10 protein-coding genes are annotated in these 16,076 nt (G+C 67.3%); 6 read left to right on the top strand and 4 right to left on the bottom strand.

Annotated features, from left to right (window positions below):
- Positions 1-16 precede the first annotated feature (16 nt).
- From ACE103_RS00695 to ACE103_RS00685, 3 genes are all read right to left on the bottom strand, one after another.
- A complete protein-coding gene (locus ACE103_RS00695) occupies positions 17-2,773 on the bottom strand; it encodes a bifunctional acetate--CoA ligase family protein/GNAT family N-acetyltransferase (protein WP_375777949.1) in 2,757 nt (918 codons plus the stop codon).
- A gap of 113 nt (positions 2,774-2,886) precedes the next feature.
- The gene (locus tag ACE103_RS00690; RefSeq protein WP_223971022.1) at positions 2,887-4,761 is read right to left on the bottom strand and encodes a ferrous iron transporter B; all 1,875 of its coding nucleotides are present in this window, start codon (positions 4,759-4,761) and stop codon (positions 2,887-2,889) included.
- Positions 4,758-5,045 carry a FeoA family protein gene (locus ACE103_RS00685; RefSeq protein ID WP_223971025.1) on the bottom strand — a complete coding sequence of 96 codons (288 nt, stop codon included), beginning with the start codon at positions 5,043-5,045 and terminating at the stop codon, positions 4,758-4,760. The genes ACE103_RS00690 and ACE103_RS00685 overlap by 4 nt, the downstream gene beginning before the upstream one ends.
- A 331-nt stretch (positions 5,046-5,376) precedes the next feature.
- Between ACE103_RS00685 and ACE103_RS00680 the strand changes: the two genes are divergently transcribed.
- From ACE103_RS00680 to ACE103_RS00655, 6 genes are all read left to right on the top strand, one after another.
- Positions 5,377-7,521 carry an ATP-binding protein gene (locus tag ACE103_RS00680; protein WP_375777948.1) on the top strand — a complete coding sequence of 715 codons (2,145 nt, stop codon included), beginning with the start codon at positions 5,377-5,379 and terminating at the stop codon, positions 7,519-7,521.
- A 251-nt stretch (positions 7,522-7,772) separates the two neighbouring features.
- Positions 7,773-9,836, top strand: a complete 2,064-nt coding sequence (locus tag ACE103_RS00675; protein WP_375777947.1) for an ABC transporter ATP-binding protein/permease — start codon at positions 7,773-7,775, stop codon at positions 9,834-9,836.
- Positions 9,837-9,866: 30 nt separating this feature from the next.
- Positions 9,867-10,724: an FkbM family methyltransferase gene (locus tag ACE103_RS00670; RefSeq protein WP_375777946.1), complete on the top strand. Its 858-nt coding sequence runs from the start codon at positions 9,867-9,869 to the stop codon at positions 10,722-10,724.
- A gap of 196 nt (positions 10,725-10,920) precedes the next feature.
- Positions 10,921-11,307, top strand: coding sequence for a VOC family protein (locus tag ACE103_RS00665; protein WP_375777945.1), 387 nt, complete (start codon positions 10,921-10,923; stop codon positions 11,305-11,307).
- Positions 11,308-11,412: 105 nt separating this feature from the next.
- Positions 11,413-11,646: a hypothetical protein gene (locus ACE103_RS00660; RefSeq protein WP_375777944.1), complete on the top strand. Its 234-nt coding sequence runs from the start codon at positions 11,413-11,415 to the stop codon at positions 11,644-11,646.
- Between the two features lie 1,396 nt (positions 11,647-13,042).
- Positions 13,043-14,188 (top strand): OmpA family protein, encoded by a 1,146-nt coding sequence (locus ACE103_RS00655; RefSeq protein ID WP_375777943.1) that lies wholly within the window; start codon positions 13,043-13,045, stop codon positions 14,186-14,188.
- A 61-nt stretch (positions 14,189-14,249) separates the two neighbouring features.
- On the opposite strand, the gene ACE103_RS00650 is transcribed toward ACE103_RS00655, so the two are convergent.
- The gene (locus tag ACE103_RS00650; protein WP_375777942.1) at positions 14,250-16,004 is read right to left on the bottom strand and encodes an alkaline phosphatase; all 1,755 of its coding nucleotides are present in this window, start codon (positions 16,002-16,004) and stop codon (positions 14,250-14,252) included.
- Between the last annotated feature and the right edge of the window lie 72 nt (positions 16,005-16,076).

Below are 16,076 nucleotides of genomic sequence, written 5' to 3'. Positions count from 1 at the left end.
ACAGCCGCGGCTGGCGCTATGATAGGCGGCCAGCCGCCGCGGGGCGGATCAGGATATCGGCGCCGACCGCATCGACCGCGGATCGATCGAGGTCGAGCACGACATCGACAATGCTGTGATCCTCCGGATCCATCGTGACGGTGAAGCCGAGATCGCGGCACATCCCGATCATCGTGGTGTTCTCGGTCAGCACCTGGCCGGACAACCGCTTCAATCCCTCCGACCGCGCGTAGTGGATCAGGAGCTGCATCAGCGCCCAGCCGAGCCCTTTGCCCTTGAGATCGGACTGCAGCAGGATCGCGTATTCGGCGTTCTGGTACAGCGAGTCCGAATGCAGCCGGACCGCTCCCATCATCTCGCCGGTCGCCGGATCGAGCGCCACGAACGCCATCGCGCGCGCATAGTCGAGCTGGGTCAGGCGCGCGATGAAGGCGTGCGAGAATTCCTTCATCGCGTGGAAGAAGCGCAGCCTGAGGTCTTCGGCCGTGACGCGTTTGAAGAACGCGGCGACCATCGGCTCGTCCTCCGGCCGCATCGGCCGCACCGTGACGCGCGAACCGTCGCGTAGCGCCAGCTCGCCCTCCCATTGCGACGGATAGGGCCTGACCGCCAGTCTGGTTTGACCGGCGAACAGCCGCGCCGGCTTGCGGATCGCCACCCGCGCATCGAGTGCAAGGACGCCGGCCTCGTCCGCCAACATCGGATTGATATCGAGCGCGGCGACCTCGGGAATGTCGGCGGCCATCTGCGCCAGCTTGACCAGGGTGAGCGGCACCAGTTCGGCCGAGACGGCCGGCACATCGCCATAGCCGCCGAGCAGCCGCGAGACGCGCGTCCGTCCGACCAGCTCATGGGCGAGATTCATGTCGAGCGGCGGCAGCGCCACCGCCTTGTCGTTGATCACCTCAACCGCGGGGCCGCCGCGGCCGAACACAATCACCGGACCGAAGGTCGGATCGTCGGCGATGCCGAGGATCAGCTCGCGCGCCGCGCGCCGCACGATCATCGGCTGGATCGTCACGCCCTGCAGCATCGCATCCGGCCGCGCGCTTCGGGCGCGTTCCAGCACTGTCCTTGCTGCATCGACAACGCTGTCCTTGGTGCGCAGGTCGAGGATGACGCCGCCGACATCGGAGGCGTGCCTGATGTCGCGCGAGAATACCCTGACCACGATCGCGTGCCCCTCGGCGAGGAACGGTGCCGCCTTCTCGGCGGCATCCTCGGCACTGTCGGCGACGACCGTCGTCACGATCGGAATGCGATAGGCCTCGAACAGGGCGACGATCTCGGCTGGATCGAGCCAGGCGCGCCCTTCCGCCAACGCCTTCACGACCACGTGCCGCGCCGCGGCCGTCTCCGGCGTGAACACCGATGCGACACCCGGCGGGGTCGCGGCGAGCGCCGTGGAGGCCTCGCGATAGCGCACCAGATACATGAAGGCGCGCACCGCATCGTCCTCGGTCGGGAAGTGCGGAATCCGCGCCGCCTCGAAGATCGCACCGGTGCGCTCGTCGGCGCCGACCCACGCCGCAAGCACCAATGCGGCGACCGCACTTCGTTTAGTCCTGCGGTCACGCACGCATTGCGCCACCGCCTCGGCAATGCCCTCGGCCGGCGCCACCGCGGTTTCCACATTCGCGACCAGCACCGCGTCGTTGTTGGCGTCATCGAGCAGCGCGTTGAGCGCCACCACGTAGCGGGCGGCGTCGGCATCGCCTGCGATGTCGACGGGATTGGCGAAGGACCAGCCTTGCGGCAACACCTTGTCGAGCCGTTCGATCGTCTCCCCCGCCAAGGTCGCGGGAACGCCGCCGAGCTCCGCCAGCCGATCGGTCGCGAGGATGCCGAGCCCGCCGCCATTGGTCAGGATCGCAAGCCGGTTGCCGCGCGGCACGAAACCGCGGCCGAGCAGCTCGGCGCAGTCGAACAGTTGGCGAAGGTCGTAGACTCGCAGCATGCCGGCGCGGCGGAACGCGGCGTCATAGACCGCGTCGGAGCCGGCCAGCGCACCGGTGTGGGTCGCGGCGGCCTTTGCCCCCTCGGCCATCCGCCCCGACTTGACGACGACGACCGGCTTCATGCGTGCCGCGGCCCGTGCCGCCGACATGAACTTGCGCGCATCCTTGACCGCTTCGAGGTAGATCAGGATCGCGTTGGTATGATCGTCGAGTGCGAAGTAATCCAGGAGGTCGGCGACGTCGACATCGAGCTGGTCGCCGATCGAGGCGATGCCGGAGAAGCCGAGCCGCCGCTCCGCCGCCCACTCGATCATCGCCGAGGCGACCGCGCCGGATTGCGAGATCAGCGCGACATGGCCATCCGACGGCTGATGCGAGGCGAAACTCGCATTGAGCTTCGCGCGCGGCACCATGATTCCGAGGCAATTCGGCCCAACCAGGCGCATGCCGTGCCGCCGCGCCGTCTGCTCCACGATCTCCGCGAGCGAGCCCGCGCCATGGCCAAGACCGGCCGACAGGATCGCAGCGCCGGCAACGCCGGCGAGCCCGGCCTCCGCCACGATCTCCGGGATCGCCGCCGGCGGTGCGCTGATGACGACGAGGTCCGGAACGAACGGAAGCGATTTCAGATCGGCAACGGTGGGCTCGCCGTCAACATCCGCGTAGTTGTGGTTGACGACGCCCAGCCTGCCGGCGAAGCCGCTCGCCTTGAGGTTTCGCAGCACCGCCGCACCGAGCGACGACGGCCGCGGGCTGCCGCCGACCACCGCGATGCTTCGAGGCGAAAATACCCGCTCCAGGCCGAACGTCGACATTGCGTGGTCTCGCAGGGAACCCGTGGACGCGCGAGAAGCGCCCCCGAACGAACTCTACTTCGTCGCCCGCCCCATTGCACCCATTGCCGCCGCGACAGAACGCGTCGGCCCGGCTAGTGCAGCCCCAGCGCCTGCGCCAGATTGAAGGTCAGGAAGCTCGCGGCATAGGCCAGCGCGAGCATGTAGAGGAACGTCACCACCATCCACTTCGCGCCGCCGGTCTCGCGGCGGATCACCGCGAGCGTCGAAGCGCATTGCGGGGCGAAGATGTACCAGACCAGCATCGACAGCGCGGTCGCCAGCGTCCATTTCTGCGCCAGCACCTGGCCGATCTGCTCGGCCGCCTCCTTGCCGCCCTCGATCGAATAGACGGTGCCGAGCGCCGCGACCGCGACCTCGCGGGCCGCCATGCCCGGGATCAGCGCCACCGCGATCTGCCAGTTGAAGCCGATCGGCCGCAGCAGCGGTTCGAGCGCGTGGCCGATCATCGCCGCGAAGCTGTAGTTGATCGCCGGCCCCTCGGCGCCGGCGGGCGCGGTCGGGAACGAGGCCAGGAACCAGATCAGCACCATCATCGAGAGGATCGTGGTGCCGGCGCGATACAGGAACATCTTGGCGCGATTGAGCACGCCGATCGCGATGCTGCGCAGCCGCGGCACCTTGTAGTCGGGCAACTCCAGCATGAACGGCGCCGGCGCATGGTCGCGCCACAGAAAGAACTTTGCGACCGCCGAGACCGTCAGCGCGCTGGTGATGCCGGCGGCATAGAGGCCGAACATCACGAGGCCCTGCAGATTGACGAAGCCCCACAGCGAGGTCGCCGGAACGAAGGCCGAGATGATCAGCGTATAGACCGGAATCCGCGCCGAGCAGGTCATCAGCGGCGCGATCAGGATCGTGGTCAGGCGATCACGCCGGTTATCGATCACCCGCGTCGCCATGATGCCGGGAATGGCGCAGGCAAAGCTCGACAGCAGCGGAATGAAGGCGCGGCCATGCAGCCCGGCGCCGCCCATGATGCGGTCCATCAGGAATGCGGCGCGCGCCATGTAGCCGAAATCTTCCAGCAGCAGGATGAACAGGAAGATGATGATGATCTGCGGCAGGAAGACGATGACGCTGCCGACGCCGGAGATCAGGCCGTTCTGGAGGAAGCTCTGCAACAGGCTCCAGCTTTCCGGCAGCAAATCGTGGATCAGCTGCCCGAGCGCGGAGAAGCCGTCCGACAGCAATTCCATCGCCGGCTGCGCCCAGGTGAACACGGCCTGGAACATCACGAACAGGATCACGGCCAGGATCACAAGACCCCAGACCGGATGCAGCACGACCGAATCGATCCGGTTGGTCAGCGTGTCGGGCTTGGTCGGCAGCGTCACCGCGGCGGCGATGATGCGGTCCGCCTCGCGCTGCGCCGCCTTGAGGTCGGCAATCGTCGGCGTCGCCCACGCGCTGGCCGTCGCCTCATGCGACCGTGCCAGGAATTCGTCGGTCCGCTTCAAGAGTTCGTCGACGCCGCCCTTGCGCACCGCGACCGAGGTCACGATCGGCAGGCCGAGCTCCTGCGACATGCGATCGAGATCGATCGTCACGCCGCGGCGCTTCGCGATGTCGATCATGTTGAGCACGAGCATCATCGGCCGGCCGACGCGCTTCAGCTCGAGCACCAGCCGCAAGGTCAGCCGCAGATTGGTGGCGTCCGCAACACAGAGCACGAGATCGGGCACTGCCTCGCCGTCGAAGCGGCCGAGCACGATGTCGCGAGTGATCTCCTCGTCCGGGCTGCGGCCGCGCAGCGAATAGGTGCCGGGCAGGTCGAGCACGGTCACGCTGCGGCCCTCCGGCGTGACGAAGCCGCCGGATTTGCGCTCGACCGTGACGCCGGGATAATTGGCGACCTTCTGGCTGCTGCCGGTCAACCGGTTGAACAGCGACGTCTTGCCGGTGTTCGGCGCGCCGACCAGCGCCAGGCGCAGGGATGCAGTTGTCATTCGACGATCACGGCCATGGCTTCGCTCCGGCGCAGCGCGATCGTGATGTTGTCGACGCGCACCGCGATCGGATCCCGCCGGATCGTGCCTTCATGCAGGATTTCCACGCGCGCACCCTCGACAAATCCCATCTCCACCAGGCGCTGCTCGAGCTCCTGCGGAGACAGCGATGACCCCGTCACGAGCGCATCGAGCCTGATGATTTTTCCGACAAAACCGCGATCCGCATGTCCGAGCCGGATGTCCTGTAGATTATCCTGGAAGGAGTTTGGATCGCCTGTCATGCGGCCTGTGTTTCAGCAGGTAGTCACAGGGTCAAGCATTTGCCCGTGAGAGGTTTTAGAACTCCTAAAAACAGCGCCCGCGACCGTCATCCCGGCCGATTTTCCGCTTGACTGGCGGCGCGGCGCTAACGGGGTCGTGATGACGCCCGGCAGCATCCGTCCTCCGCCGCCCCGGACGAGAGCCCTCCCCATCGATCGATCCGATTTGGCCTCCGGTAACCTTGACCGGCGGCTAGACGACGAGGCAGCCGGTGCGCCGGGCGCCCGGGCGGGGATTCGCTTTCTCCGGCGCGACGGTTTGCGTTAAGGTCCGCAAGAAGCCGGAGCACCCGTGCCGACCGCACAACGCAATTCGCTGAGACTGCTGCGATGGATGATGGCCGCCTCGCTGGCCCTTCCGCTGGCGCTGTTCCTGTTCGCGTCCGCAATGTCCCGAATTTCGACCCGCGAGGCCGCCGACCAGGAAATCCAGCGTACGCTCGACGTCACCCACGAGCACGCGCTCAAGGTGTTCGAGACAATCGACCGGAGCCTCGCCGAGATCACCGAGGTCGTCCGCGGCATGAGCGACGCCGAGATCGTCGCGCGCGAGAAGAGCCTGCACGAGCGGCTGCGCCGGGTCGCCGACACGCTCCCCCAGGTGAAATCGATCTGGGTGTTCGATGCCAACGGCCATGCCCTGGTCAACAGCCTGGTGCAACCGGCCCCCGACATCGATTTCTCGGATCGGGATTACTTCCGCATCCACGCCGAGCGCGAAATCGGCACCTATATCGGCGAGGTGCTGACGCCGCGGGCACCCTATCAGGGCGCGCGGTTCTTCAGCGTCGGCCGCCGCCGCAACAACGAGGACGGCAGCTTTGGCGGCGTGATCCAGGCCTCCGTGCTTCCGGAATATTTCGAGAATTTCTACGCCAAGATCGGCCGCGAGCCCGGCAGCTTCCTGGCGCTGATCCGGACCGATGGCTCGATACTGGCGCATTTCCCTGTCATCGACCACGACGCCAGGTTCGAGCCGAGCGGGCCGCTCGGACGGCAGATCGTCGCCAATCCCGAGACCGGCGGCATGACGATCCGTTCCCCGGCCGACGGCATCGAACGGCGCATGCGCTATCAGCGGCTGGCCGAATACCCGATCTATGTCAGCGCCGGGCTCGAGACCTCGGCGATCCACGCGCGCTGGATCGCGACCATGGCGCAGCACCTGATCTTCGGCATACCGGCGACTGCGCTGCTGTTCGGCCTGCTCGTGCTCGCCTATCAGCGAACCGAACGCCTGGAGGAGGAGGCCGACCGGCGCATCGAGGCCGAGGACGCATTGCGGCATGGCCAGCGCCTGGAGGCACTCGGGCAACTCACCGGCGGCGTCGCGCATGACTTCAACAATCTGCTCACCGTGATCCGCGCGTCGGTCGACATGTTGCGGCGGCCGGACCTGCCGGAGCCACGGCGGCAGCGCTACATCGATGCAATCTCCAACACCGTGAACCGTGCCGCCAAGCTGACCAACCAGCTGCTTGCGTTCGCGCGCCGGCAAACTCTGAAGCCCGAGGTGTTCGACGTCTGCCAGAATGTCCGCACCCTGAGCGAGATGATCACCACCCTGATCGGCTCGCGGATCGAGATCACGGCGCAGGTGCCGGACGAGACCTGCCTCGTCAACGCCGATGCCGGCCAGTTTGAGACCGCCATCATCAATATGGCGGTGAATGCGCGCGACGCGATGGACGGCGTCGGCCGGCTCACGATCGCGGTCCGCACCGTGAGCAAACTGCCGGCTGAGGCGATCACGCCGCCAAGCCCGCACGGCCATGTCGCGGTGTCGGTGACCGATACCGGCGTCGGCATTCCGCAGGAGCTGTTCGGCCGCATCTTCGAGCCGTTCTACACCACCAAGGAGGTCGGTCACGGCACCGGCCTTGGCCTGTCGCAGGTGTTCGGCTTCGCTAAGCAGTCCGGCGGCGAGGTCACCGTGGCCAGCGAGGTCGGCAAGGGCTCGACATTCACGCTATATCTCCCGCGTGTCGTCGGCAGACACAACGCGCAATCGCCGCTCACGGAGGATGCGCCTTCGGTCGATCCGACCAGCGCGTCGGTCCTGATCGTCGAGGACAATGCCGAGGTCGGAAAGTTCGCCGCCGACACGCTGACCCAGCTCGGTTGCACCTGCGTGCTGGTCGAGAACGCCACCCACGCGCTGGAGGAGCTGGCCGTCGATCCCGACAGGTTCGACCTGGTGTTCACCGATGTCGTGATGCCCGGCATGAGCGGCATCGAGCTTGCGGAGGAGATCCGCCGGCAACGGCTCGATCTACCAATCGTGCTCGCCTCCGGCTACAGCCAGGTGCTGTCGCAGCAGGGCAGTGGCGGCTTCGAGCTGCTGCAGAAGCCGTATTCGGCCGAGCAGCTGGCCCGCGTGCTGCACAAGGCCACGCGCTCGCGCCGGCTGAAGCGGGACCAAGCGCCGGCGGGGTGAGGTGATTGCGTGCGCGCATCAAACGCGATGTCGTCCCTGCGAAAGCAGGGACCCATAACCACAGGATCGGGTTGTTGAGTACGCTGTGGCTCCAGCGACGCCTGATGACGACCATTCGTGGTCATGCGTCCCGGGTCGCGCTGCGCTTGCCGGGACGACACCGAATATTTGGCTCCGTCGGTGAGTCATATTCTGTCGCGCCGCGTCGGAACAACATCGGAACCTTCTGATTTCCCTCGCGTTGTCGCGCGATGGGCAAAGCCGAGGCAAAATCCGGATCGTCGAACAGGCCCTCACCGGCGAAGGCCAACTCGCCTCGGAAAACGAGCGCGACGCGCGACGATACGGAAGACAGCGACGCCGCACCGGGCGAGGCTGACGACAAATCCGAATTCGTCGAGATCATTGCCGAAGACGGCGACCATGTCGAACCGCCGCCGCCGGAAATCCTCGAGCCCAATCCCGAGCTGTCGCCCGAGGAAGCCGAACAAGCGCGCAAGGACTATTTGCTGACGCGATTCTGGATCACCGCGCGCGGCTACTGGGGCCAGAACGGCGACCGGCTGGCGCGGCTGTTCACGATCGGCCTGCTGCTGCTGATCGTCGCCAATGTCGCCGTGCAGTACGGCATCAATGTCTGGAATCGCGCGATCTTCGATGCGATCGAAAAGCGGGATTCGGTCAGTGTCTTTCAGCTGACCGCCATCTTCTTTCCGCTCGCGATCGGCAGCGTGCTGCTGGGCGTCGCCCAAGTGTTCGGCCGCATGGGCATTCAGCGGCGCTGGCGCGCCTGGCTGACCAACGCCGTCGTCTCGCGCTGGCTGGCGAACGGCCGCTACTACCAGCTCAATCTGGTCGACGGCGATCACAAGAATCCGGAATACCGCATCGCCGAAGATCTGCGGATCGCAACCGACTCGCCGGTTGACTTCATCGCTGGCGTGACGTCGGCGCTGCTGTCCGCCGTCACGTTCATCGTCGTGCTCTGGACGATCGGCGGCGCCTTGACGCTGACGGTCGGCGGCTCCTCGGTCAGCATCCCGGGCTTCCTGGTCATCGCCGCGATCATCTATGCCGCGATCGCGTCCGGCTCGATCATGGCGATCGGGCGCCGCTTCGTGCAGATTTCCGAGGAGAAGAACCAGGCAGAGGCCGAATTCCGCTATGTGCTGACCCGCCTGCGCGAGAACGGCGAAAGCATCGCGCTGCTTGGCGGCGAGGCCGAGGAACGCGACGGCATCGACAAGACGTTCTCGAACGTGCTGCGGCAATGGGCGCGGCTCGCCAGGCAGCACATGCGCACGACGCTGGTGTCGCAGGGATCGAATCTCATTGCGCCGGTAGTGCCCTTGCTGCTGTGCGCACCAAAATTCCTCGAGGGCAGCATGACGCTCGGCCAGGTGATGCAGGCAGCCTCCGCCTTCACCATCGTGCAGACCGCGTTCGGCTGGCTGGTCGACAACTATCCGCGGCTCGCCGACTGGAATGCATGCGCGCGGCGCATCGCCTCGTTGATGATGTCGCTCGACGGGCTTGAACGCGCCGAGACCGGTGATGGCTTCGGCCGCATCAAGCGCGGCGAGACTGGCGGCGAGGCCATGCTCAGCCTCAATGACCTTTCCGTCACCCTCGACGACGGCACGGCCGTAGTCGGCGAGACCGAAGTCGCGATCGAGGCCGGAGAACGGCTGCTGGTCGCCGGCGAATCCGGGACCGGCAAGAGCACACTGGTCCGCGCCATTGCCGGCTTGTGGCCCTGGGGCGGCGGCAGCGTCAGCCTGCATGCGGACCGCCGCCTGTTCATGCTGCCGCAAAAGCCCTACGTGCCCTCGGGCACGCTGCGGCGCGCAGTGGCCTATCCTGGCGCGGCGGAGGACTGGAACGTCGATGAGATCGGCGACGCCCTGCACAAGGTCGGCCTCGACCATCTCAAGGAGAAGATCGAGGACGACGCGCCATGGGACCAGACGCTGTCCGGCGGCGAGAAGCAACGGCTCGCCTTTGCCCGCCTGCTGCTGCACAGCCCCGACATCGTCGTGCTCGACGAGGCGACCTCGGCGCTCGACGAAAAGAGCCAGGACAAGATGATGGAAATGGTGACGACGGAATTGCCGAAGGCGACCATCGTCAGCGTCGCCCATCGCGTCGAGCTCGAAGCATTCCATAGCCGCAAGATCGTGCTGGAGCGCCGCAAGGGTGGTGCGAAGCTGGTCAGCGACGTCGACCTGATTCCGCGCAAGGGCAAGCGAAGGCTACTCGGACGCTTCCTGCGGCAGCGGCGAACCTCCGCCAAGGCGTCGGACAAGGCGGCATAACGGGCGTTGGCGCTCCGATCAAAACCGGCTATGCATGCCGCGCTTTCGATGAGGCCATGCGTGATCCCGAGCAACGACATTTCGCCGCCGCCGTTCGGCGCCCTGGCGCCCAATGCGGCGCAGGCCGCCATCATCCAGCTGGCGCATGGCTCTGGATTGAAGCGCGGCGCGTTCCGGCCCTGGCTCTCGCGGCTGGTCAATCTGTTCGGTTCGGGACCGCTTGATGTGACCTATCAGGGCGCATCGTTCCGCTTCTATCATCAGGCGAGCGCAACCGAGCGCGGTGCGCTGTTCAATCCCGACTACAATCTGGAAGAGCTCACCTTCCTGCGGGCGCATGTCGGCACCGGCGGCACCTTCGTCGATCTCGGCGCCAATGTCGGCACCTATGCGCTGGCGCTGGCGCGCGATGTCGGGCCCAATGGCAAGGTGATCGCGATCGAGCCGCATCCGATGACGCATGCGCGGCTCAAATTCAACACGCAGGCTTCCGGCTATCCGCAGGTGCGCCTGGTTGCAGCCGCCGCAGGTCCGACCGACGGCGAGTTGATGATCGAGACCGACGGCGACAATCTCGGCGCCAGCCACATCGTCACCGGCACGCCCACGGGCAAGGCGTTCAAGGTGCCGTCGTTGCGGCTGCAACGCATCCTCGACGAGGCCGGCGCGACCAGTGTCGATGCGCTGAAGATCGACGTCGAGGGATTCGAGGACCGCGTGATCACCGGCTTCTTCCGTGACGCCCCGGAACGCTTGTGGCCCCGCGCGGTCGTGATCGAGCATCTGTCAAAGGACGAATGGACCGACGACTGCATTGCGGACATGCACACGCGCGGCTACGTCGATCAGGGCCGGACGCGAAGCAACACGCTGCTGGTGCGTGGTTGAGATGCAGCCGCGTCGGAGATCTGCTCCCTCTCCCGCTTGCGGGGGAGGGGCCGGGGTGGGGGTGCATCCGCGAGACATATCGTGGAAAGAGCCCCCACCCGGATTGCATCTTCGATGCAATCCGACCTCCCCCGCAAGCGGGAGAGGTGCAGCCAGACTGCGGATGCAATGTCCGCAACAACAAGGGAAGCTCGCAATGATCGACCATATCGGCTTTTCGGTCTCCGACTACGAACGCGCGAAGGCGTTCTACCAGACGGCGCTCGCGCCGCTTGGCTATGGCCTGATCATGGAAGTGCCCGCGGAAGTGACCGGGCGCGCACCTGCGGCGGGCTTCGGCGCCGACGGCAAGCCGGATTTCTGGATCGGCGGCGAAGGCGCGATGAACAAGCCGGTGCATATCGCGATCACAGCCAAGGACCGCGCCACCGTCGACGCCTTCTACAAGGCCGCGATGGCGGCCGGCGGCCGCGACAACGGCGCGCCCGGCATTCGCGCGCATTATCACCCGAACTATTACGGCGCGTTCGTGCTCGATCCCGACGGCCACAACATCGAGGCGGTCTGCCACACGCCCGGATAACGCGCACAGGAACAGCGCAGCGCGCGATTCGTTGTCGCTTCGAAATTCGATGGAGCGATCGATGCGCGCGATGCGACCTGACATCAGCAACAGGGTCTCGATCTAATGCCGATCGATCCCCCCGAGATTCCGCCGGCGACGCCGGGCACGCCGAGCGAACCGCCGCCGGGAATTCCGCCCGGCAATCCGCAGCCGGAGGTGCCACCGCCGGTGCGCGAACCCGGCGAGCCACCGCGACCGGACGAACTGCCCGGCAAGACACCCGACGAATCACCGGTGCGCGGACCGCCTGGACCGAGCGGCCCGCCACCTGCGACAGATCGACCCGCCGTCCGGTGATTCGCCGCAGCGCCACAGTTCCACATCGATTGCGAGTGTGTCCGAGCGTTTCTTCTGAACACGCGGTGAACAAGCACACATGCAACCCGTTATAATGTCGAAATAAACTTCGCCGATGATTCGGCGCTCGCCACAATCCGGCCTAACGGCTGGCAATTCATCGTCCTGCCGAATTGTTCGGTTCTGACTTCCTTTCCTTCCTGCCCAGACTTTTCCGCCCGGGGACTCCAAGACCATGACAAAGCTTCGTCTCGTGCTGCTTGCCACGACTGCGCTGACGGTGATGCAGTTCGCCACCTCAGCGTCGCATGCACAAACTTCGCCGCTGGTCGTCGCGCAGGCGCAGCCAAAGGAAGAGCTCGGACCCGACGGAAAGCCGAAGCCCCGGCCCGCGCCGGGCGCTCCCGCGCATCCGGCACCGCCCGCCGCCGCACCGCATCCGCAGGCGCCACCTCCGGCAGCCGCACCGCATCCGCAAGCGCCGCCTCCAGCAGCCGCGCCGCATCCGGCTCCGCCGCCGCCCGCAGCACCCGCGCGTCCCACCCCGCCACCTCCGCCACCGGCCGCTGCTCCGCCGCATCCGACGCCGCCGGCTCCGCCCGCGGCCGCGCCTGCACGCCCCGCTCCGCCTCCGCCGCCCGCGGCCGCCCCCGCACACCCGGCTCCGCCGGCAGCCCCCGCACGCCCCGAACCGCCTGCCGCGCGCCCGGCTCCGCCTCCGCCGGCCGCCGCGCCTGTGCGACCCGAGCCGCCTGCCGCCAAGCCGGCAACGCCGCCGCCCGCGGCTGCACCCGCACATCCGACACCGCCGCCTCCACCGCCGCCCGCCGCAGCGCCGCAACGTCCGGTTACGCCGCCGCCCGGCGCCGGACCTGCGCGCACTCCGCCGACACCGGCGCCAAGTGCCGCACCAAGCGCCGCACCGGCAGCGCCGGGTGCCGCTCCCGCGGCACGTCCCGGCACGCCGCCCGCGGCTGCAACGCCGACGCCTGCAACCCCCGGAGCTCCGACAACGGCACCGGCCGAGCGCCGGCCTGGCGATCGGCCTGGTGGCGAACGGCCGGGCGGTGAACGTCCTGGCGGCGCCAAGCAACCGCCGGGTACACCGCCCACGACTGCGCCCGGCGCGACGTCGCCGACAACGCCCGCGCCTTCGACAACAACGACGCCTCCCGCCGCTAGCGGACAGCCGCCGGCACGGCCCGGCACCCCCGGCACCCCGCCCGCCGCAACTACGCCTCCGGGCGCGACGCCGACGCCACCGGCGCCGGGTCAGCAGGGACGTCCGGCCACACCGCCCGGAACGCCTCCGGCCCCAGGTGCCGCAATGGGCGCTCCCGGCGCAGCACCGGCTCCGGCCGTTGCGCCCGGCGTATCACCAGCCCAGGGAGCCGCGATGGGCGCGCCCGCGGCACGTCCGGCCGGCCCCTCGGCGCCGGGTGTCGTCCCCGGCTCGGCGGCCGCAACGCCCCCGCCCGGCCAGGCGCAATACGCCCCGCCGACGGTCTCGTCCGCGTTCCGGGCCGCACCAACGGTCACGGCGCCGCTTCCGCCGCCTCCGCGACGTGACAACATCTCGCCACTCGCGATCGGCGCCGCTGTCGGCGTGGGCGTGGTCGCCGGTGCGATCATCGGCGGGACCATCGCCGACCTGCACAACCAGCGGCAGGAGGTCGTCGAAGGCGGCCGCACCATCTACACCGAGCCGGACCGCATCATCATCCGCGATCCGGGCGGGCAGGCCTATGTGCGTGGCGACGACGTCTATCGCTTCCGCTATGGCGCGCGTGACATCCGCACCGAGACGATCGGCGGCGAGACTCGCACCATCGTGGTTCGTCCCGACGGCAGCGAGATCATCACGGTGGTCGGTCCCGATGGCCAGATGCTGCGCCGGATCCGCAGGGACCAGGGCGGACGTGAGCTCGTCATCATCGACAACAGCTATCGCGATCCGGGCGCGGTCGGCGGCTTCTATGTCGACCTGCCTCCGCCGGTGGTCCGCATCCCCTATGATCGCTACATCGTAGAGTCCGACAGCGCGGCGCCGGACGTGATCTACGACACCATGGAGGCGCCGCCGGTGGACCGGATCGCGCGACGCTATACGCTCGACGAGATCCGCTACAGCCCGAACGTCCGCATGCTGATGCCGTCGATCGACGTCAACAGCATCAACTTCGACTCCGGCTCCTGGCAGATTCCGCCGGATCAGGCGGCGAAGCTGCAGGCGATCGCCGACGGCCTCAACCGGGCCATCCAGCGCAATCCGCGCGAGGTGTTCCTGATCGAAGGCCACACGGATGCGACCGGCAACGACACCGACAATCTGTCGCTGTCCGACCGCCGTGCGCAATCCGCTGCCGAGTTGCTGACGCAGCAGTTCGGCGTGCCGGCCGAGAACCTGACCTCGCAGGGTTACGGCTCGCAATACCTGAAGGAGCAGACCGACGGACCGAGCCGCATCAACCGGCGCGTCACCGTCCGCCGCATCACCCCGCTGCTCAACGGCGGCACCGCCTCCGCAGCGCCGCCGCGCTGAACCGGCGAGCATCGCGATACGAAATGGCCGGGAGCGATCCCGGCCATTTTTGTTTGGTGCGTTATCTCCCCGCCCCCAGCCCCAGCGCGTCGACCATCACGCGAAACACTTCGGCGTTGTCCATCGAGCCGTGGACGCGCTCGCTGCCCGGCCCGGTCGCGGTGAGGATGACATCCTCGCCGGAATGCACGCTGGCGCCGATCATCGCCGGCAGATTGCCGAAGCGCAGCGCGACGCCGGGAACGTCCTTGTATTTGTCGTTGACCTTGAAGGTGTCGGGCTGATCGCCCTTCACGGTCGGCTCGTTCGGATCGTCGAGCTTCGGGCGGAACGTCTCGTAATGGTCAGGCAGGCTTGCCGAGAAGATCGCAAGCCGCCGGCTGACATCCACGCGTGACGGATAACCCTCCGCGTCGGGCGCCGGGTAGTTCGGGAAGCCGGCCTTATCGTAGACGCCGACGCGCTCGCGCAGCGGCACGTTGGGTACAGCAGTCATGTCGTCATTGATCGTGCCGACCAGGCTGTTCGGATGGTTGTGGTCGGCGACGACCAGGATCAGCGTGTCGTCGTTGCGCACTTTGGCCCAATCCTTCGCCAGCCGCACCGCATTGTCGAGCATGATGGTGTCGTAGACCGCGCGCTCCATGTCGAGCAGATGGGCGTACTTATCGATCAGGCCGGACTCGACCATCAGGAAGAAGCCGGACTCGTGCTTCGACAGGACCGTGAGCGCCGCCTGGACCTGTTCGGTCAGATCGGGCTGCTCGGGAAATTTCTTGACGCCGCCCCCCTTGAGAAACTTGCGGTCAAGCGCGCCGTCCATGTTGCCGGTGGCGAACAGGCCGAGCAATTGCCGCGTCTCCGGCCTCGCGGCGAGCGCGTTCAACTCGCTTGCAGTGGTTGCGACCGGATAGCCGGCGTCGCGAAAACGCGCGAGATAATCGATGTCGTCCTTGCGTTTTGATCCCGCGGCGGATTGCGGCAGGAAGTTCGCGGAGCCGCCACCCATCAACACGTCCGGCTTCGCATCGAAATATTGCGCGACGATCGCATCATAGGCGGCACGGCGGCGGGTATGCGCGACCATCGCCGCCGGGGTCGCGTCCTCGATTTCGGTGTTGGTGACGATGCCGACGGCGAGCTCGGCCCGCTTGGCAAGGCTCGCGATGGTCTCGACCCTGGGGTCGTCGAGCGGATCGGGCGTGCGATCGGCATAGACGCCGAGCGCATTGACCGCGGCCTTGTGGCCGGTGGCGTAGGCGCTCGCGGCATTCGCCGAGTCGGTGATGATCGAATCCGAGCCTGCGGTCGCCACCAGCGCCATGTGCGGCATGTCGTCGATGGCGAGCTTGCCGCGGCTCTTGCCTTCCACGATTCCCTTGGAGAGGATTCGCGCGGCGACGCGATGCGCCGGCGACATCCCGTCGCCGATGAACAGGATCACGTTCTTCGCCTTGCGCGGTCCGGTGTCGTAGACGCTCCAGGTCACCGTGCGGCTCTGCGTGCCGTCACTGACTTCGACGGTCACTGGACCGGGCTTGGCGAGCGAGACATCGCGCAACAGCAGTGCCGACTGGTCCCGGCCGGCCTCGCGCGCCGTGAATGTGCCGCCCTGGCCGAACACCGCGGCATGGTCGGCGCCGTTCAGCGTCACCTTCAGCCGGGCCTGATCGACCAGGCCGGGAAATTCGATCTTGAAGTCGAATTTGGCGCCGATGAGGATCTCGGCGCGATCGATCGGATAGATGGTCTGGGCGGGCGCCGGCGCTGCCGACAACACCAGCGTAACGGCCACGCCGGCCAATGACTTGATCATGATCGATGCTCCGCCCCTTGCGCATCATGCGCGCCCGGGGCGGAGGCTAGTGGCGGCGGATGACGCCGCAAT

This window comes from Bradyrhizobium sp. ma5 (genome assembly GCF_042258955.1).
Classification (GTDB): domain Bacteria; phylum Pseudomonadota; class Alphaproteobacteria; order Rhizobiales; family Xanthobacteraceae; genus Bradyrhizobium.
Note: the sequence above shows the minus strand (reverse complement) of the source record. Positions and strands in the feature narration are given on the sequence as shown.